At 34.9% G+C, this 19,758-nt stretch carries 16 protein-coding genes; 15 read left to right on the top strand and 1 reads right to left on the bottom strand.

The features are described 5' to 3' along the window. The first annotated feature begins 78 nt into the window (after positions 1 to 78). Entirely contained in the window at positions 79 to 1,233 is a 1,155-nt protein-coding gene (locus tag AC1RPN_RS00750) for a YhgE/Pip domain-containing protein (protein ID WP_481761021.1), read from the top strand. A 95-nt stretch (positions 1,234 to 1,328) separates the two neighbouring features. On the opposite strand, the gene AC1RPN_RS00755 is transcribed toward AC1RPN_RS00750, so the two are convergent. Further along, positions 1,329 to 2,033 (bottom strand): GntR family transcriptional regulator, encoded by a 705-nt coding sequence (locus AC1RPN_RS00755; protein ID WP_481761020.1) that lies wholly within the window; start codon positions 2,031 to 2,033, stop codon positions 1,329 to 1,331. A gap of 192 nt (positions 2,034 to 2,225) precedes the next feature. On the opposite strand from AC1RPN_RS00755, the gene AC1RPN_RS00760 reads away from it, so the two are divergent. The 14 genes from AC1RPN_RS00760 to AC1RPN_RS00825 all read left to right on the top strand — a co-directional run bounded on the left by AC1RPN_RS00760 (position 2,226) and on the right by AC1RPN_RS00825 (position 19,738). Then, positions 2,226 to 4,145 (top strand): beta-glucoside-specific PTS transporter subunit IIABC, encoded by a 1,920-nt coding sequence (locus AC1RPN_RS00760; protein WP_481761019.1) that lies wholly within the window; start codon positions 2,226 to 2,228, stop codon positions 4,143 to 4,145. Position 4,146: 1 nt separating this feature from the next. Then, positions 4,147 to 5,586 (top strand): 6-phospho-beta-glucosidase, encoded by a 1,440-nt coding sequence (locus tag AC1RPN_RS00765; RefSeq protein WP_481761018.1) that lies wholly within the window; start codon positions 4,147 to 4,149, stop codon positions 5,584 to 5,586. Between the two features lie 223 nt (positions 5,587 to 5,809). Next, entirely contained in the window at positions 5,810 to 7,174 is a 1,365-nt protein-coding gene (locus tag AC1RPN_RS00770; RefSeq protein WP_481761017.1) for an MFS transporter, read from the top strand. A 109-nt stretch (positions 7,175 to 7,283) separates the two neighbouring features. Continuing rightward, positions 7,284 to 8,264, top strand: coding sequence for a LacI family DNA-binding transcriptional regulator (locus AC1RPN_RS00775; protein WP_481761016.1), 981 nt, complete (start codon positions 7,284 to 7,286; stop codon positions 8,262 to 8,264). A gap of 64 nt (positions 8,265 to 8,328) precedes the next feature. Further along, positions 8,329 to 9,741, top strand: a complete 1,413-nt coding sequence (locus AC1RPN_RS00780; protein WP_481761015.1) for a glycoside hydrolase family 32 protein — start codon at positions 8,329 to 8,331, stop codon at positions 9,739 to 9,741. Then, positions 9,741 to 10,613, top strand: coding sequence for a fructokinase ScrK (gene scrK, locus AC1RPN_RS00785; protein WP_481761014.1), 873 nt, complete (start codon positions 9,741 to 9,743; stop codon positions 10,611 to 10,613). The genes AC1RPN_RS00780 and scrK overlap by 1 nt, the downstream gene beginning before the upstream one ends. 33 nt (positions 10,614 to 10,646) lie before the next feature. Continuing rightward, the gene (locus AC1RPN_RS00790) at positions 10,647 to 11,996 is read left to right on the top strand and encodes a NosD domain-containing protein (protein WP_481761013.1); all 1,350 of its coding nucleotides are present in this window, start codon (positions 10,647 to 10,649) and stop codon (positions 11,994 to 11,996) included. Between the two features lie 105 nt (positions 11,997 to 12,101). Beyond that, on the top strand, positions 12,102 to 12,248 hold the full coding sequence (locus tag AC1RPN_RS00795) for a hypothetical protein (RefSeq protein ID WP_409021777.1): 147 nt from the start codon (positions 12,102 to 12,104) through the stop codon (positions 12,246 to 12,248). 130 nt (positions 12,249 to 12,378) lie between these two features. Next, positions 12,379 to 13,614 (top strand): cytosine deaminase, encoded by a 1,236-nt coding sequence (codA, locus tag AC1RPN_RS00800; RefSeq protein ID WP_481761012.1) that lies wholly within the window; start codon positions 12,379 to 12,381, stop codon positions 13,612 to 13,614. Positions 13,615 to 13,688: 74 nt separating this feature from the next. Continuing rightward, on the top strand, positions 13,689 to 14,609 hold the full coding sequence (locus AC1RPN_RS00805; RefSeq protein WP_481761011.1) for an aldo/keto reductase: 921 nt from the start codon (positions 13,689 to 13,691) through the stop codon (positions 14,607 to 14,609). Between the two features lie 91 nt (positions 14,610 to 14,700). Beyond that, positions 14,701 to 15,819 carry a GntR family transcriptional regulator gene (locus tag AC1RPN_RS00810; protein WP_481761010.1) on the top strand — a complete coding sequence of 373 codons (1,119 nt, stop codon included), beginning with the start codon at positions 14,701 to 14,703 and terminating at the stop codon, positions 15,817 to 15,819. Between the two features lie 198 nt (positions 15,820 to 16,017). Then, on the top strand, positions 16,018 to 17,385 hold the full coding sequence (locus AC1RPN_RS00815; protein WP_481761009.1) for a sugar porter family MFS transporter: 1,368 nt from the start codon (positions 16,018 to 16,020) through the stop codon (positions 17,383 to 17,385). A gap of 29 nt (positions 17,386 to 17,414) precedes the next feature. Beyond that, on the top strand, positions 17,415 to 19,031 hold the full coding sequence (locus tag AC1RPN_RS00820; RefSeq protein WP_481761008.1) for a xylulokinase: 1,617 nt from the start codon (positions 17,415 to 17,417) through the stop codon (positions 19,029 to 19,031). A gap of 5 nt (positions 19,032 to 19,036) precedes the next feature. Continuing rightward, positions 19,037 to 19,738, top strand: a complete 702-nt coding sequence (locus tag AC1RPN_RS00825; RefSeq protein ID WP_409021771.1) for an L-ribulose-5-phosphate 4-epimerase — start codon at positions 19,037 to 19,039, stop codon at positions 19,736 to 19,738. The last annotated feature ends 20 nt before the right edge of the window (positions 19,739 to 19,758 follow it).

The raw sequence follows: 19,758 nt of genomic DNA on the forward strand, positions 1-19,758 counted from the left end.
GACTAAACTTGTGGATAGGTTATAATCGTATTTGTAATTGATTGAGTGCTCACTCAAAAAGAAAAGAGGAATATGATTATGTTTAAAAATAAATTTTTAGGTTTCGCCATTTTAGTTTCGGTATTACTTACATTTATTATGGTGGTGATGCAAATCCCATCTGTAAAATCAGAGCTCAAAGATGTACCTGTTGCCATTGTTAATGAAGATAGTGGTAAGCAAGGTAACAAAATCGTTGAAAATCTAACTAGAAGCAAAAATAAGGCGTTAGATTGGCATATCGTTAAGAGTGATAAGGCACTTAAGAGTGCAATGGATAAACAACATTATTATGCGGCTATTGTAATTCCAAAAGATTTCTCGGCATCAATTGGAAAATTAGCTGATCCAACAACAAAAGATGTTACAAATGTAACTGTTGTAACAAATGAAGCAAAAAATGCTACATTGTCAACGACTTTAGGTTCGACACTATCAACAATAGTTACAAAAATTGGTGGTGGTATTTCAGCCGGAATTTTAACAAATATGGCAAAAGCCAATATGAGTGTCCCCGCTGTGACTGCATTGAAGTTAAATAACCCAATCACTGTAAAAACAACCGTTAGACATTCAACCGCTGGATTAACATCAGCGAATAGTTCGTTCTTCCAACCCGTCTGGATTGCAAGCATGGTTATTAGTTTATTATTATTCTACGCTGGAGATTCAAGAGAATTTAAATCAATGAAACACAAGTTTTCATTTAAATCATCATTCATTATCTCAGCTGTAGCACTTGCAATTTTAACTGGATTTGCAACAGCTACGTATGCGACATGGATTTTAGGATTTGATTTTACACATTTTATAACAATTGCATCGTTCTTATCATTTACAAGTTTTGCTTTTATAATGTTATTCTCAGGGGTATTGACATGGATTGGTTTCCCAGGGGTAATTATATTTGTCCTCTTACTATTTTTCTCAATTCCTTTATTGGCAATGGCACAACCATTAGTACCTCAATTCTACCAAGATTGGGTTCTTCCATGGTTACCAATGCGTTTCTTGTATGATGGTGCTCGCAGCATTCTTTATTATGGAGCATCTTTCTGGAACAGTTCTACAATGGGCCTAACTTATGTCTTAGCAATCGGTAGTGTCTTGTTTTTTGCCGAAGGATTATCACCCAAACATCGTAAAGTTGAAAAAGAAATTAACGATAAAATTAAAGAGATGGAAGTTAAATAGAATTCTTTAAATGAATCTTGAAATAAATTAAAAACCTCAGGGTAATCACCTTTTTAAGTGATTGCCCTGAGGTTTTTAATTTATTAATTATGGTTTTATTTTTGTCCACTTTGAATAAAAAAGTTAGCATGTTTATAGTTATAAATAGTTTGAGAAAGATCAAAAGGTTCACCGCTTACTGTATAAAAAAGTTCATCAATATAGAGTCCAGGCGAATTTTCTGGTAGTTCTAAAAGGGTTGATTCTGTCTTTTTAAGGGTGTCTGTACGTAAATATTTATCGGAGAAACCTATTTTTAATTTTAAAACTTCTTTCAAGTAATTAAAAATAGACTCACTGATTATTTCGCGATTAAGATAAGGAACAAGTTTTTTTCGATAGTAGGATCTCTCAATACAGAGAACTTGATTATCGATGTAACGAATTCTTTTTATTAAATAAACTTCCTCACCCGGAGCACAATTTAATTCCCTGGCTACATCAGCATTGGGTAGTTCAACTTTTAAATCAATCACTTTTGTAGATAATTTACTGTTTTCTAAATCTTTTGTAAAGCCCATGTTCGTCATTAGAGCGATGTAACCGTCTCTTTTTTGACGACGAACAAAAATTCCGCTACCTTGTACTTGATAAATAATACCCTTATCTTCTAAAGTTGTGAGAGCTTTAACGAGTGTCGTCTTACTGACGGCATATTTGGCAATAAGTTCATTTAGACTAGGGAGTTGCGTCCCTTGATTCAAATTTTTATTTTTAATTGCAAGCTCAATTTGATCAGCAATTTCTTGATACTTTAACATTTCATGCCTCCATTAAAATAATGTATCCTTTATTGTATAACATTGTTCCCGCCTTGTACATCTAGATGAAAAGGGTTACAAAAAAAGTGTTGACTTATTGTGCACGTACAATTAAAATATACATATACAAAGATTTGTAAGGGTTTACAATTTTTTTCTATTTATTCGTTTTTATCTGAGGAGGAGAAAAATATGGCAAGTAAGGTTAGAGATTATACAAAATTAGCTACAGATATTTTAGAAGCAATTGGTGGAGAAAAAAATTTAGCAGGAGCAACGCATTGTGCGACACGGTTACGACTAGTGCTACATGAGGTTCCTTCAGATGCTAAAGAAAAAATATCAGCAATGGCAGGCGTTATCACTGTTGTTGAAAGTGGTGGACAATTCCAAGTAGTTATTGGACCACATGTTGCGGATGTTTATGATGCATTCTCAGCAATGATTGATAGTTCAGAAGTAGAGGAAGTAGAAGCACCAAAAACAAGTATAATGAATCGAGTTATTGCAACAATGTCTGCGGTTTTTGCCCCATTCGTTTACATATTGGCCGCGGCAGGTATTATTCAAGGGAGTTTAATTCTAATTACTTTAGCTATGCCAAATTTTCCTAAAAGTGGTACATATCAAGTTTTAAGCTTTATTTCTTGGGCACCATTTACGTTCTTACCAATATTTATTGCCATAACGGCAGCTAAACATTTTAAAACAAACAGTTTAATCGCTGTTGCATGTTGTGCTGCATTAGTTAGTCCCACATGGGCAGAGATGGCTGGAACTATTGCTAGCGGTACAAGTATTAACTTTATGGGTATTCCATTATCTCAAACAGTTTATACATCATCAGTATTGCCACCATTATTTTTAGTTTGGATTCTTTCTTATCTTGAAAGATTCTTGAGTAAAAAGATACCTGACATTATTAAAGAACTTGCTGTTCCATTATTATGTCTATTAATTATGGTTCCTTTAACAATCTTAATTATTGGACCACTTTCATCTCTTGGAGCTGAAGGAATCGCAAAAGGATATAATTATTTAGTTAAAGTTGCACCACCTTTAGCAGGTGTTATTATTGGTGGTTTCTGGCAAGTACTTGTTATTTTTGGTATCCATTGGGGTGTTACGCCAATGGTTATGGCCAATTTCAAAATGAATGGAATGGACTCATTTCAGGCTTTTCAAACAATTGCAGTGGTCGCACAAGTTGGTGCTGTTTTAGGTGTATTTATTAAGTCTAAGAACAGAGAATTAAAAAATATATCTCTTTCAGCATTTATTACAGGATTATTTGGGATTACAGAACCAGCAATTTATGGTGTGACATTAAGATTTAAAAAACCATTTATCTTTGGTTGTATTTCAGGAGCGTTTGGTGCATTAATTACAAGTTTCTTTAATTCATATTATTTTGCTTATGCTGGACTACCAAGTTTATTAACCATTGTAAATGCAATTAGTCCTAAATACCCACACTCATTTATTGGTATGGTTGTTGGATGTATTGTAGCAATTGTGGGTTCAGTTCTACTTGTTCAAATTTTTGGTACGGGTGAAACAGTTAGTGAAGTCGCAACAATGGAAGCACAGTTAGATGATGCACCAGCTAAGGTCGCACCAGTTATGAGTACGCCAGTAATAAATGCACCAGGCGTTGTTAATAGCCCTGTAACAGGGAAAGTAATTGCGTTAACAGAAGTAGAGGATGAAGTATTTTCATCTGGTGCAATGGGCAAAGGTGTTGCTGTAAATCCAACGGATAATAAAATATATGCACCATTTGATGGTCAGGTTGTCATGACTACAGAGACACAACATGCGATTGGATTAAAATCTGTAGATGGTGTAGAAGTTTTAATTCATATTGGAATGGATATCGTTGAATTAAAAGGAAAATATTTTGCAACACAAGTTAAAAATCATGATTATGTAAAAATGGGTGATTTACTTGTTGAATTTGATCAAGAGAAGATAAAAGAATCAGGATTTTCAGTAGTAACACCTGTAATTGTGACTAATTCAGATGATTACGAAGATGTTATTGCGTATACGCAAAATGAAATTCACCATGGAGAACCAATAATGGAATTAATTCCAAAAGGAGAAAAATAAAATGTCTAAATTACCGAAGGATTTTTTGTGGGGTGGCGCTTTGGCTGCTCATCAGTTTGAAGGCGGCTGGAATGTTGATGGAAAAGGGCCAAGTGTTATTGATGTGATGACTGCAGGAGCAAATGGTGTTCCGCGGGAAATTACGGAAACTATTGAAACAGATAAATTTTATCCGAATCATGATGCAATTGATTTTTATCATCATTACAAAGAAGATATTCAATTTTTCTCTGAAATGGGATTGAAGTGCTTACGAACATCAATCGCGTGGTCACGTATTTTCCCAATGGGAGATGAAAGCGAACCAAATGAAGCGGGATTACAATTTTATGATGATGTTTTTGATGAATTATTAAAAAAAGGTATTCAACCAGTGATTACCCTATCGCATTTTGAAATGCCACTCCATTTAGCTAAAGAATATGGTGGTTTTAGAAATCGTAAATTAATTGATTTTTTTGAAAATTTTGCTACGGTTTGCTTTAAACGTTATCAATCTAAAGTAAAATATTGGATGACATTTAATGAAATTAATAATCAAATGGATACAAATAACCCCATCTTTTTGTGGACTAATTCTGGAGTTATTGTGAACGATGGTGAAAATCCCAAAGAAATTATGTATCGAGTTGCACATAACGAACTCTTGGCTAGCGCTAAGGCGGTTATTGCTGGTAAAAAAATTAATTCTGATTTTGAAATAGGATGCATGGTATCACACGTACCAATTTATCCTTATTCATGTGATCCGGAAGATATCATGGCTGCTGAAGAGGCAATGCATCAACGCTTCTTTTTCCCAGATGTTCATGTTCGTGGAGAATACCCACGTTATGCACTAAAAGAGTTTGAACGTCACAATTATGATGTTGGGATTCAAGAAGGCGATATGGAGATATTGAAAAAAGGGACAGTTGATTATCTAGGATTCAGTTACTATATGTCAACAGTTGTTAAAGCAGATGCTGAAGCAGATCATTTAGGTGATGTTGTGAATGGTGGACTACCTAATGGGGTTCCTAATCCGTATATTAAATCTAGTGACTGGGGCTGGGCAATTGATCCCGATGGTTTACGATATACGTTAAATCGATTATATGATCGCTATCAGTTACCGTTATTTATTGTTGAAAATGGTTTTGGCGCGATTGACAAGCTTGAAGATAATCATGAAATTCATGATCCTGAACGTGTAAGTTATCTAAAAGAACATATTGAAGCAATCGAAAAAGCAGTTGATTATGATGGTGTTGAAGTCTTAGGATATACACCATGGGGTGTTATTGATTTAGTATCATTTACAACTGGTGAGATGAAAAAGCGTTATGGTATGATTTATGTTGATCGTGATAATGAGGGCAATGGATCGATGAAACGTTATAAAAAAGACTCATTTACTTGGTATAAAAATGTAATTGAAACAAATGGAGAAAGTCTTTAAAAGTTATTATAGAAAGAAAAAGCATCTCATTTATTAATAAATGAGATGCTTTTTGATTAATAAAAAAACAAATGACAACCGGTTGACATAAAAATATAAACAGGTTATACTTTGGTTATTCTTTCAGAAAGCGCTTTCTAAAAGTTGAGTTTATAGGTACAGGCAATTGCTATTTTTTAGTGAAATGGGACATTTATTAAACAAATAGAATGGGGTAAATAGAATGGAAAACAAAGTAAACGTAGATACAAATCAAGTTGAAGAAATTCCTCTTTTTCGAAAACTAAGTTATTCACTTACAGATTTTGGCGGAAATATTCTATTTGTAAGTATTAGTACGTACTTGTTATATTTTTATACAGATGTTTTTGGAATTGGGATTGGTGTAGCTGGAACTATCTTGCTCGTCACACGATGCGTTGATATGTTTGATGCACCAATATGGGGCTTTTTAATTGATCATACACATACAAAATGGGGACAAAGTCGGCCGTATTTCTTGTGGTTATGTGTACCATTTGCATTCTTTACATGGTTAACATTTACTACACCGAATTTATCGGGATCGTCCAAAGTTATCTATGCATCAGTTGTTTACGTCATTGCAGGAATTATATATACCGGAATTAGTACCCCTATGACGTCGATTTTACCTAACTTAACAAATGATTCAGACCAAAGAACGGTTTTGAATTCATATCGAATGGTTGGAGGAAATGTTGGTCTATTGGTTGCTAATGGTGTTGTTTTACCATTAGTTCAAATATTAGGGCAAGGAAATGATCGTAAAGGATTCTCATATGCAATGATTATTTTAGGGATTATCTCCATTATTGCCTTTTTAATTGCCTTTTTAAATTTACGAGAAATTAATACAACGATTACGAAATCAATATCATTAAAACAGAGTGTTAAAGCAACAAAAAGTAATTGGCCTTGGATTTTATTGGTTATTTCCAACTTATTCTATTGGATTGGAACAACTGTTAGAAGTTCAGGCATGATTTATTATTTTCAATATAATATCCATGCAAAATCATTAGTCGCAGTTGCTGGTTCTTTATCTGTTGTTGCTGTTATAGGGATGATATCAATTCCATTACTTGTTAAACGTACAAATAAAAGAACGGTTCTAATTGGAGCACTATTGATGGGAGCAATCTGTAACATGTTGCTTCAAGCAGTTGGTAGTAATCAAGTTTGGGTTGTTATCTTATATTGCCTAGGATCAATTGGAACGGGTGTTGCAGCTGCAATGCCATTCCTAATGTTGGCTGATGCGGTTGATTTTGGTCAATGGAAAACAGGAATCAGAGCCAGTGGCTTTTTAACAGCTATTGGAAGTGCATTCTGTGTTAAAGCAGGTAGTGGGATTGGCGGATTTATTCCATCACAAGTAATGCAATTCTTTGGATATATACCCAATCACACTCAAACGAGTCAATCTTTATTAGGCATTAACTTAAGTTTTATCTGGATTCCAGCCATGCTGTTCATACTTGCTGCAGTTCCAATGTTTTTCTATGGTAAATTTGAACGAAATGAAGATAAAGTTAGATTAGAATTAGCTAAAAAAGAAGCAGCTTAAAAAGTTAATGGTGGGGATAATGGTTTTGCTTATTTTATGGTAAACTAAGAGTACTAAAAGTTAAGCGGTAACAATTTAACTAAAATTAGACGACTTAGGAGCAAATAAAATGCAAAATCCAAAACTTGATGATGTCGCTGAATTGGCAGGCGTTTCTAAAACGACTGTATCTAGGGTGTTGAACAATAGAGGTTATCTTAGCGAAAAGACAGTTAAAAAGGTTCGTGATGCTGTGAAAGAGTTACATTATCAGCCTAATGATGTTGCAAGACAATTATTTAATAAAGAAACAAAACTAATAGGGCTTATTTTCCCAACCATTGCGAATCCTTTTTTTGGACAATTAGCTTACCATTTAGAAACGAAACTTTTTAATAGAGGTTATAAGGTTCTTATCGGTAACTCAAAAAATGATTCAGAAAAAGAAGTGACTTATTTACGTAAACTAATGGCAAATCAAGTTGATGGGCTAATTGTTGGAGCACATAATGAAGGAATTGAAGAATATCATAATACAAATTTACCAATTGTCGCAATTGATAGAATTATGAATGGTGATATTCCGGTCGTTTCTTCTGATAATTATAGTGGCGGTAAAATGGCAACAGAATTGCTATTAGAACATGGGGCAACCTCAATTGTACATACAAATGGACCTTATGATTTAGAAACGCCTGCTCGAGATAGACGTAGGGCATACGAGAAAATTATGAGTGAACATGGGTTGCCAGCCGTAACGTATACAATTGATTTTAATTGGACAGAAACAGAAAAAACAAAAGTTATTAAAAGAATTTTTGAGGATCTTAAACGAGTGGATGGTATTTTTGCTTCGAATGATACAGACGCTAGTTTGATCATAAAAATAGCTAGAGAATATGGCAAACGAGTACCTGAAGATTTACTTGTTATTGGCTATGATGGGACAGATGTTGTTCGATTATTTAAACCAGAACTAACAACAATTATTCAACCAATTGAACAGATGGCTGATGCAGCTATTGATATTTTAATGAAGAAAATAGAAGGTAAAGAGACACCTATGCAAGTAGTACTACCGGTACAATTATATAAAGGAGAAACGGCATAGTAGGTGCGTTTTTATTTTAAGATAATGACAACCGGTTAACATATAGAACGAGGAGAAGACAATTTTGAAAAATGAAACGATTAATTATCCAGAGGTAACTGATGAAAGATATCGATTAAAGTATCATATTACGGCACCAGCAGGTTGGATGAATGATCCAAATGGGTTTTGCTTTTTTAAAGGGTACTATCACATCTTTTATCAACATCATCCAAATTCAACACAGTGGGGACCAATGCATTGGGGTCATTCAAGAAGTAAAGATTTAGTTAATTGGGAAAGCTTACCAATTGCTTTGGTTCCTGGTGATCAAGAAGATCAGGATGGCTGTTTTTCAGGTAGCGCAATTGTGAAGGATGAGCGTCTCTATTTAATTTATACAGGACATAATTTGAAAGACAAAAATGATCCGGATAGTTATTGGCAGAATCAAAACCTAGCCGTTAGTGATGATGGCATAACTTTTGAAAAATTTGCTGGTAATCCAGTGATTTCAATGCCTCCTGTAGATAATGATGCTGATTTTAGAGATCCAAAAATTTGGTTTGAAAATGGAAAATATAATATTGTAATCGGAAGCAAAAATAAGGATGGCTTGGGTCGAGTTCTTATGTATAACTCAGATGATTTAGAACATTGGGACTACTTAGGACCTATTGCAACTGCTAAATCAGTTGATTCTGAAGGATTCGTTTGGGAATGTCCTGACCTTTTCGAAATTGACGGACAAGACGTTTTAGTAATGTCACCACAAGGAATTAAAGCTGATAAATTAAAATATAGAAATTTCTTCCAAACAGGATATCTGACTGGAAAATTTGATGAAGAGACACATTCATTACATCATGGTGAGTTCACTGAATTAGATTATGGACATGATTTCTATGCAACACAATCAATGGTTACGCCTGACGGTAGAAGGATCATATTTGCATGGATGGACATGTGGGAGAGCCCCATGCCAGAACAGGAAGATGGTTGGGCAGGCGCACTAACATTTCCAAGAGAATTAAATATGAAAAATGGTAAATTATTGATGACACCAGTTGAAGAAATTAAAAAATTGCGCGAAAAAGTATTATTAGATGTCACTAAACCTAAGGATACAACCACTATTTTTGAAGCCCCTACAAAGAGTTTTGAGTATTTAGCGAACTTTAATGGGCAAGAAAATGTCAGCGTTAAAATTAAAAATAGCGATAATAAATTATTAATAAAAGTTAGCTATCAAGCTGCAACAGGTAAGGTAACATTACAAAAGTATAATGACGATTTACTTCGAGAAACTAATGTGAGCGTTGCCAATGAATTGGATGTTCATTTATTAATGGACAACAGTTCAGCAGAATTATTTGTGAATAATGGAGAAGCATGTTTCTCTGAAAGGGTTTATGATGAAAAGGAACTTATAGTTGAAACAAGTAGCGATTCAACTAATTATGATATTAAAATATATGAACTTGGAGGAACAATGTAATGTTATTAGGAAGTATTGAAGCAGGTGGCACTAAATTTGTATGCGCGGTAGGTAACGAAGATTATCAAGTAAAGGATCAAATTCAAATTCCCACGACTACACCTGTTGAAACATTAACGGCAGTCGTAGACTATTTTAAGCAATTTGAAATAGCTGCACTTAGTGTTGCCTCATTTGGACCAATTGAAATCAGAAAAACGTCACCTAAATATGGATTTATCACGAAAACACCAAAACCGGGTTGGGGTGATACGGATTTCTTGGGATTTCTTAAGGGCAAACTGGATATTCCAACATTTTGGACAACGGATGTAAATGGTTCAGCTTACGGTGAATATACAATGTCGACATTGTTTAATGAGAAAATTAATTCACTTGTTTATTACACAATTGGAACTGGTGTGGGCGCTGGAGCAGTAATTGATGGCCACTTAGTTGGCGGTATTGGCCATCCTGAAATGGGCCATGTCTTAGTTAAGAGACATCCTGATGATCTTGATTTTAAAGGTGTCTGTCCATTTCATGGTGATTGTTTAGAGGGCTTAGTTGCTGGACCAACATTTGAAGCACGGACTGGTAAAAAAGGTAAAGATGTCCCATTAACAGACAAAACTTGGGATATTATGGCCTACTATATTGCTCAGGCTGCCGTTCAAACAACGTTAAGTTTACGTCCTAATAAAATTATTTTTGGGGGCGGCGTTACAAATGATGTTTTATTGGAAAAAGTGCGACATGAATTCAAAGAAATTTTAAATGATTATGTTGACGTTCCTCCATTAGATCAATATATTACAGCACCACAAGTTGCTAATAATGGATCAGCCAATGTTGGAAACTTCGCTTTAGCTGAAAAAATGTTATCTGAATGATAGGGTTATTTAACAAAATTGGAGGGTAAAATAATGACAAACAAAAATTATTATGATGTAACAAAATGGCCTATTGGTAACCCGTACGAAGATATTGGGGAAGTTATTAATAGTATTATTACTGATATTAAAAGTCATCAAACTGATAGTAATAGCAATGATGGTGGAAAACCAGGGGCAGTTATTTATCTACCACCAGCTGATTATCACTTGCGTACACAAGTCTTAATAGATATTAGTTTTCTTAAAATTCAAGGATCTGGGCATGGATTTACGTCATCAAGCATTCGGTTTAACGTACCACAAAACGAATGGTCAAATTTACATGAATTATGGCCTGGTGGTAGTCGTGTTCTTGTTGACCTCGATCCTAAAACAACGGATGAAGAATCTGAAGGTGCAGCTTTCTATGTTGCAAGAGAAGGAAATCCGCGTATTAGTTCAGTCGAATTTTCGAACTTTAATATTGATGGGTTACACTTTATTGATGATGGCACAGGCGAAAAAAATCCAGAAAATACGTATGTGAATGGTAAGACTGGAATTTATGTTGCAAGTGCACAAGATTCATTCCGTATTACAGAAATGGGTTTTGTTTACTTAGAACATGGTGTAACCATTTATAACGCAGATGCATTAACAATCCACGATAATTTTATTGCTGAATGTGGTAATTGTATTGAACTACGTGGATGGGGACAAGCTTCGAAAGTAACTGAAAATTTAATGGGCGCTGGATTTAATGGCTATACCATTTTTGCGGAAAACTTCGGAGGACTGCTAATTACGACTAATAATATTTTCCCAAGAGGTGCAAGTAGCATTTCATTATCTGGCGTGACGAAATCGTCTGTTACAAATAATCGCATTCATGCATTTTATCCCGGAATGGTTATTTTAGATGATAATTGCTCAGAGATATTGGTTTCTTCAAACCATATGCTGCATGATCAAGAACCGTGGGCGCCTATGCAACATCGAGATAATGGATTAGACGATTTATATGGGCTGTTATCAATTAGCGGTAATGATAATTCCGTCATTGGAAATCATTTTTCAGAAACGGTTGATCAAAACACGCTTAAACCAGTTGGTGCAACACCGGTCATTATCCGACTTGCTGCCGGACATGGTAATTATATTGCAAATAATAATGTTGTGGCTACAGAAATTCAATCAGGTAGTGGCGATTCAGCATTTTCTGCACAAGTAGATGCGTTACTAGCAACCGAAGAATTAAAAAAAGTCACAGTAACAACTGTTTTGGTTGAAAAGAAGTCAACGCAAAATACAATTTTAGATTCTGGAAGCAATGAACAAGTTATTTTGGATAAAAATGTGAATGCTTTTAGAGCAACACCAACCGTCCCAAAAAAACAGTAATTTTAAATAAATGATTTAATTTGTGCCACTTTGATAAAATAGGACTATAATGAAAGTTGAAGTTAGAACTTAATATAACTGTCCAAATCAAAAGAGGCGATAGCAATGGCAAAGTTGAGTAAAGAACAACGCAAAGCAATGGCTCAAAAAGCAATGGACGAACGTGCTAAACATCCACAAGCTGAAAAAAAACAATCAGGTTTTAAATTTATTGAAGATGAATCAACTAAGTTAGGTGCAGAAAAAAACTAATTATAAAAGTTCAAAGATTAATTCTAAGTATTCTTGGAATTAATCTTTTTTTAGTTAACTAAAAATATTAAATTGGGTGTAAGTCATGTACAATTTGAATGATAGATAATTTAATGAGGAGTGATAATCGATGTTAATTAAACAAGTACATATTGAAAATAAAGAAGAATTACAAGATATTCGAGTAGAAAATGGCATGTTTACTGAGATTGGGGTAAATTTACAACAAAATGCTGATGAAAAAGTCATTGATGCAACCGATAAATTGATGTTACCGCCATTTGTTGATCCACATGTTCATTTGGATTCAACGCTCACAGCAGGTGATCCGGAATGGAACGAATCTGGGACTTTATTTGATGGCATTCGGATTTGGTCTGAACGTAAAAAGACGTTAACCCATGAAGATGTTAAAGAACGTGCTGTTACAGCATTAAAAATGCAGGCAGCCCATGGTGTTCAGTTTGTTCGTTCACATGTTGATGTGACTGATCCTGATTTAGTGGCTTTGAAAGCTTTAATTGAGGTCCGCGAAGAAGTTAAACCTTGGATGGAATTACAATTAGTTGCTTTCCCACAAGAAGGTATTTTATCATTTCCAAATGGGAAGGAATTAATGACAAAAGCTGCTGAATTAGGAGTGGATGCAATTGGTGCAATTCCCCATTTTGAATTTAATAGAGAATATGCAGTTGAATCACTCCATTTCGCTTTTGAATTGGCTCAGAAATATAATTTATTATTTGATGCACATACGGATGAAATCGATGATCCTAGTTCTCGTAGCTTGGAAACCGTTGCGACATTAGCTTTAGAAACAGGGATGAAAGATAAGGTTACAGCATCACATACAACAGCGATGGGTTCATATGATGATGCTTATTTGTACAAATTAATGCGTTTATTGAAGATGTCAGAAATGAACTTTATTGCTAATCCACTTGTAAATATGTTCTTAGGTGGACGTTTTGACACATATCCAAAGCGTCGTGGGTTAACACGCGTCAAAGAATTGGATGAGAATGGGTTGAACGTTGCATTTGGTGAAGATGACATCAAAGATCCATGGTATCCAATGGGAGATGGCAACATGTTAGACGCCTTGCACATGGGATTACATGCGACTCAGATTATGGGTTATAGTCAAATTATGAATGCTTACCGATTTGTGACGACTAATGGCGCTAAATCTATGCATGTTATGGATCATTATGGAATTGAAGTTGGAAAACCAGCTAATTTCGTCATTATGGATAGTGATAATTTTTATGATGCGTTGAATACACGTGCTGCCGTTATGTTATCAGTCCATAATGGTGATGTGATTAGTGAAACCAAGCCAGCAGAAACCCAGTTATATATCTAGTAAGTAATCGTTTTGGTAGCGCCTTCTTGATTTGAATGCTAGAATCAAGGCATGACTTGAAAAGGGGTAATAAAATGAAAATGATTAATTTAGGCGATAGCGAACTTCAAGTATCATCTGTCGGTTTGGGATGCATGCGCATGCCAGAATTGTCGACTGGGCAAGCTGCAGAAATGATTCAAACATCAGTTGATCATGGCATTAATTTCTTTGATCACGCAGATATTTATGGTGCAGGAAAAGCTGAAGAAGTGTTTGCGGCAGGATTTACTGAAACTGGGTTATCACGTGAAGACATTATTCTTCAATCAAAATGTGGTATCGTTCCAGGTGTAGAGTATAATTTTACTGCTGAACACATTGAAAAAAGTGTTGACGGTATTTTAAAACGATTAAATACGGAATATATTGATAGCTTATTGTTACACAGACCTGATACGTTAATGGAACCTGAAGCTATTGCTCGTGTATTTGAAAAACTACAAAAATCTGGAAAAGTACGTCATTTTGGTGTTAGTAATTTCTATCCTGGGCAAGTTGATTTATTACAACAAGCTTTGGATATGAAACTATTAGTTAACCAACTCCAATTCGGTGTCATGCACACTGGAATGATTGATTTGGGAACAAATGTGAATATGGTTAATGATGCTGGAATTAATCGTGATGGCGGTATTTTAGAATATTCGCGTCTTAAAAAAATGACGATTCAAGCATGGTCACCATTCCAATACGGATTCTTTGAAGGTACATTCTTAGATAATCCAAAATTTGCTGAATTAAATGAAGTTTTAAACCGTTTAGCTAAAGAAAAAGAAACAACTAATACTGGAATCGCAACAGCATTTATTCTACGTCACCCAGCTAAAATGCAGGTGATTGCTGGAACAATGAACGCAAAAAGAATTGTTGAAATTGCGAATGCTTCAGAACTTGAGCTAACACATGAAGAATGGTACGAAATTTATCGTGCAGCAGGAAATAAATTACCATAAATGAAAAAATTAAAGTAACTAACTAATTACTATTTTAGTTGGTTACTTTTTATATTAAGCGTATGAAAATTTCGTAGTTAACATACTGGGTATGGTAAAATTAGAATTAATAGGTGGTGGATTTGATTTGGAAAACAAATATGAGCATGTTTATCGTGAAATTAAAGCGAAAATTGTCGCGGGTGAATATGAAGTAAACGATAAATTAATGACTGAATCACAGTTAATGTCGATTTACGAATCTAGTCGTTATGCGGTTCGTAAAGCAATTGGTGATTTAGAGAATGCAGGGTATGTCTACCGAATACAAGGTGGCGGTATCTTCGTTAATGATTGGCATACTGTAAAAAAAGTGACACAAAATAATAAAATAATTGGTGTCATGACGACACATATTGCTGATTATATTTTTCCAAATATTATCACTGGAATAGATCGTATTATTTCTGAAGAGGGATATACAATCATGCTAAGTAATACGCTTGATAATGCTGAAAAAGAACGATATAGCCTTTTAAGAATGCTTGAAATGAATTTATCTGGACTAATCGTAGAACCAACACAAAGCGCATTAATAAATAAAAATAAGGATTTATACGAAAAGATAGTGGCGCAAAAAATACCAGTCCTTTTTATTAATGCACATTATGAAAACTTGGAAATTCCATACTTAGAGTTAAATGATTTTAATGGTAGTGAGGTTGCTACAGAGCATTTGATAAATGAAGGACATGGAAAAATACTTGGTATTTTTAAAGTGGATGATAAACAAGGTCAGTTAAGAATGAATGGATTCGTGCAAGCTTATATGGAACATTCAGCTATTTCATACCAAAGTGAGATATTGATGTACCAATCTGCTGATTCAATGCAAAATATCTATAAAAAAATTGAAAAGATTCTGCATAGATCGGATCATCCAACCGCGATTGTTTGTTACAATGACCAGCTTGCCATTAAATTAATAGATATTGTTAAGTCGATGGGAATGAAAATTCCTGAAGATATCTCAATTGTTGGTTTTGATGATTATCAATTATCAAAATATATGTCACCTAAATTAACAACAATTAGACATCCAAAGGAAAAAATGGGCCGAGAAGCTGCGACGATGTTATTAAAAATGATTAATTCTAAAACAATGTCGGCGAAATCTGTCGTATATGATGCAAAGCTAATCATTCGAGAAAGCGTTAAAAATAGGAATTAAAGCATGATAAGTATTACTCAAATTTGAGTAATACTTATTTTTTTGAAATTCATTCGAACAAATAAAAATAACTATTGATTTGTTCGAATGAATGTGAGAAAATGACCTTGTTGATAAATGCAAACGTTTTCAGAAAACGGTTGCTGTAGGTTTTTCGGTTGGTCGTACCAATCGGACAATAAAATTTGGAGGTGTCATATGCAAAAAGAAAAGAAAATATCTAGTAAGTTTATTTACTTTTTTGGGTCATTCGGAGGAATTTTGTTCGGATACGATATCGGGGTTATGACGGGGGCTTTACCATTCTTGCAAAAAGATTGGGCTCTTCAAAATAGTGCCGGAACCGTTGGTTGGATTACTTCAGGAGTTATGTTCGGTGCCATCTTTGGTGGCGCGTTAGCCGGTAAGCTTTCAGATAAGCTAGGTCGACGTAAAATGATTTTGATGTCAGCTATTATTTTCGTTATTGGTTCATTACTCGCATCATTCTCACCAAATAATGGCCAAATGTATTTAATTATTGTTCGTATTTTCCTTGGACTAGCAGTTGGTGCTTCATCAGCATTAGTACCAGCATACATGTCAGAAATGTCTCCGGCTAAATTACGAGGACGACTATCAGGAATTAATCAAACAATGATTGTTTCCGGAATGTTACTTTCATATATTATGGATTTTCTATTAAAAGATTTACCTGAAGCATGGGCATGGCGCGTTATGCTTGGCTTAGCAGCAGTACCAGCTGTTGTTTTATACTTTGGGGTTTCACGTTTACCAGAATCACCTCGTTTCTTAGTTAAAACAAATAAAGTTGATGAAGCTCGCCAAGTATTAACTTGGATTCGTCCAGCTAATGAAGTTGAACAAGAATTAGCTGATATTCAAACTACTGCGGGTGAAGAAAATCATATTGAAAAAACATCAATGGTTCAATTATTCACAGGTAAATATCGTTACTTAGTTATGGCCGGTGTTGGTGTTGCTGCATTCCAACAATTCCAAGGGGCTAACGCAATCTTCTATTACATTCCTTTAATTGTTGAAAAAGCAACTGGGAATGAAGCAAGTTCAGCACTAATGTGGCCAATTATTCAAGGGATTATCCTTGTCTTAGGTTCACTCTTATTCTTAGTTATTGCAGATAAATTTAAACGTAGAACACTTTTAATTCTTGGCGGTTTAGTAATGGGACTATCATTTATCTTACCTACAATCATTAACATGGTTGTACCAAATACGAGTCCTATGATGATTGTTGTTTTCTTATGTATCTACGTTGCATTCTACTCATTTACATGGGCTCCACTTACATGGGTATTAGTTGGTGAATTATTCCCATTAGCTGTTCGTGGAAGTGCTTCAGGAATTGCATCTTCAGCTAACTGGATTGGATCATTCTTAGTAGGACTATTATTCCCTATTATGACAGCTTCAATGCCACAAGATGCTGTGTTCGCAATCTTCGGAATCATTTGTTTATTAGGTGTTCTATTCATTCGTTTCTTCGTTCCAGAAACACGTGGTCGCTCATTAGAAGAAATTGAAAAAGAAGGTACAAGAAATTAAGTAACCTATACGTTAGGAGTGTAATTGATATGGATTTAGTAAAAACATCTCAAGCAATAAAAAATGGTCAAGTTTCACTTGGAATTGAATTAGGCTCAACACGTATCAAAGCAGTTTTAGTTACGGACGATTTTAAGACAATTGCAACAGGGAGCTTCAATTGGGAAAACCAATTGGAGGATGGTCTTTGGACTTATTCTCTTGAACAAGTTTGGACGGGGATTCAAGCTAGTTATAGACAAATGGCTGCAAATGTTCAAAGCAAATACCATGAATCATTAACAAAAATAGATTCAATTGGTATCAGTGCTATGATGCATGGTTACCTTGTCTTTTCGAAATCTGATGATTTATTAGTTCCCTTTAGAACATGGAGAAATAATAATACAGAACAATCAGCTGATGAATTAACAGAGTTGTTAAACTTCAATATTCCACAACGTTGGAGTATTGCACATCTTTATCAAGCTGTTTTAAATAATGAAGCCCATGTAAATGACATTGGTCATTTAGAAACATTAGCTAGTTATGTTCATTATATGTTATCTGGTAAAAAAGTTATCGGAATTGGGGATGCCTCTGGTATTTTCCCAATTGATGAAAAAACAGGCACATACTCAGCTGATTTATTAGATAAATTCAGTGGTATTGAAAAAGTTTCTGCTTATGATTGGGATATTAAAGACATCCTACCTACTGTTTTGAGAGCTGGTGAAAATGCTGGATCATTAACAGATACAGGAGCTAAATTACTTGATGTTAGTGGCAAACTTGAAAGTGGTAGCTTGATGGCACCACCTGAAGGTGACGCAGGTACAGGGATGGTTGGGACCAACAGTGTACGTAAGAGAACAGGTAATATCTCAGTTGGAACCTCTGCTTTTTCTATGACTGTTTTAGATCAGCCTATGAAAAAAGTGTACAAAGATATTGATATTGTAACAACACCAAGTGGTGCGCCAGTTGCAATGGTTCATGTTAATAATAGTTCGTCAGATATTAATGCATGGGCTTCAATCTTTGGCGAGTTCGCAGCAAAACTAGGTGTTCATTTAACACCAGATCAGTTGTATGAACGATTATTCTTAGAATCAACTCATGCTGATGCCGATGCAGGTGGATTAATGAATTATAGTTACTTATCAGGTGAAAATATTACACATATGCCTGAAGGTCGTCCATTATTTGTTCGAACACCTAACAGTAACTTTACATTACCTAACTTCATCAAGACGCAATTATATGCGGCATTTGCACCACTTAAGATTGGAATGGATATTTTAAGTCAAGAAGAACATATCCAAACTGATGTAATGATTGCTCAAGGTGGTATTTTAAAAACAGCTGTAATCGGACAACAAGTATTAGCTAATACGTTGAATATTCCAATTACGGTTATGAATACTGCTGGTGAGGGTGGACCTTGGGGAATGGCTGTCTTAGCAATATTTGCTAAGAAAAATAATAACGGTCAAAGCTTAGAAGACTTCTTAGATCATGAAGTTTTTGTAGACCCAGAAAGTATGACGTTAAGCCCAGAACCTGAAGGTGTAGAAGGTTACAATACATTTATAGCTAGATACGAAGCTGGCTTGTCTATTGAGTCAGAGGCAATAAAAAAAATTAAGGAAGAAAAGAGGAACTAGTATATATGTTAGAAAAGCTAAAACAAGAAGTGTACGATGCTAACATGCTGTTACCTAAGTACAACTTAATTACCTTTACATGGGGTAACGTGAGTGGAATCGATCGTGAAAAAGGGTTATTCGTCATCAAACCATCTGGTGTTGATTACGATGATTTAAAACCTGAAGATATGGTTGTTGTTGATTTAGACGGTAAGAAAATTGAGGGTGATATGAATCCCTCAAGCGATACAGAAACGCATCGCATTCTATACAATAACTTCCCTAATATTAAAGGTGTCGTTCATACTCACTCACCTTGGGCTGTTTCATTCGCACAAGCAGGCTTGGATATTCCAGCAGCCGGTACAACACATGCAGATACCTTTTATGGCTCAGTTCCAGCAAGCCGTATCATGAATGAAGCTGAAGTTGTCACAGAATATGAAAAACAAACAGGTGACGTGATTGTCGAAACGTTCAAAAAACGTGGACTCGATCCTGATCAAATTCCAGCTGTTTTGGTTAATGATCATGGTCCATTTACATGGGGTACATCTGCTTTAGATGCTGTGCATAATGCTGTTGTCTTAGAAGAAGTTGCAAAGATGACTTATCATACATTGCAATTGAATCCACATGCAATTGACATGCCACAATACTTATTGGATAAGCATTTCCTAAGAAAACATGGTAAAAATGCATATTATGGTCAAATTAAACACTAAAACACGTTTTTAAAAATAAT

It is taken from the genome of Dellaglioa sp. CoH-57-MRSF-20 (assembly GCF_056781955.1).

What these genes read in the sequence shown, in the direction of transcription:
- AC1RPN_RS00750 (WP_481761021.1), top strand. Translation starts at nt 79, where the DNA reads ATGTTTAAAAATAAATTTTTAGGTTTCGCCATTTTAGTTTCGGTATTA.
- AC1RPN_RS00755 (WP_481761020.1), bottom strand. Translation starts at nt 2,033, where the DNA reads ATGTTAAAGTATCAAGAAATTGCTGATCAAATTGAGCTTGCAATTAAA.
- AC1RPN_RS00760 (WP_481761019.1), top strand. Translation starts at nt 2,226, where the DNA reads ATGGCAAGTAAGGTTAGAGATTATACAAAATTAGCTACAGATATTTTA.
- AC1RPN_RS00765 (WP_481761018.1), top strand. Translation starts at nt 4,147, where the DNA reads ATGTCTAAATTACCGAAGGATTTTTTGTGGGGTGGCGCTTTGGCTGCT.
- AC1RPN_RS00770 (WP_481761017.1), top strand. Translation starts at nt 5,810, where the DNA reads ATGGAAAACAAAGTAAACGTAGATACAAATCAAGTTGAAGAAATTCCT.
- AC1RPN_RS00775 (WP_481761016.1), top strand. Translation starts at nt 7,284, where the DNA reads ATGCAAAATCCAAAACTTGATGATGTCGCTGAATTGGCAGGCGTTTCT.
- scrK (WP_481761014.1), top strand. Translation starts at nt 9,741, where the DNA reads ATGTTATTAGGAAGTATTGAAGCAGGTGGCACTAAATTTGTATGCGCG.
- AC1RPN_RS00790 (WP_481761013.1), top strand. Translation starts at nt 10,647, where the DNA reads ATGACAAACAAAAATTATTATGATGTAACAAAATGGCCTATTGGTAAC.
- AC1RPN_RS00795 (WP_409021777.1), top strand. Translation starts at nt 12,102, where the DNA reads ATGGCAAAGTTGAGTAAAGAACAACGCAAAGCAATGGCTCAAAAAGCA.
- codA (WP_481761012.1), top strand. Translation starts at nt 12,379, where the DNA reads ATGTTAATTAAACAAGTACATATTGAAAATAAAGAAGAATTACAAGAT.
- AC1RPN_RS00805 (WP_481761011.1), top strand. Translation starts at nt 13,689, where the DNA reads ATGAAAATGATTAATTTAGGCGATAGCGAACTTCAAGTATCATCTGTC.
- AC1RPN_RS00810 (WP_481761010.1), top strand. Translation starts at nt 14,701, where the DNA reads ATGGTAAAATTAGAATTAATAGGTGGTGGATTTGATTTGGAAAACAAA.
- AC1RPN_RS00815 (WP_481761009.1), top strand. Translation starts at nt 16,018, where the DNA reads ATGCAAAAAGAAAAGAAAATATCTAGTAAGTTTATTTACTTTTTTGGG.
- AC1RPN_RS00820 (WP_481761008.1), top strand. Translation starts at nt 17,415, where the DNA reads ATGGATTTAGTAAAAACATCTCAAGCAATAAAAAATGGTCAAGTTTCA.
- AC1RPN_RS00825 (WP_409021771.1), top strand. Translation starts at nt 19,037, where the DNA reads ATGTTAGAAAAGCTAAAACAAGAAGTGTACGATGCTAACATGCTGTTA.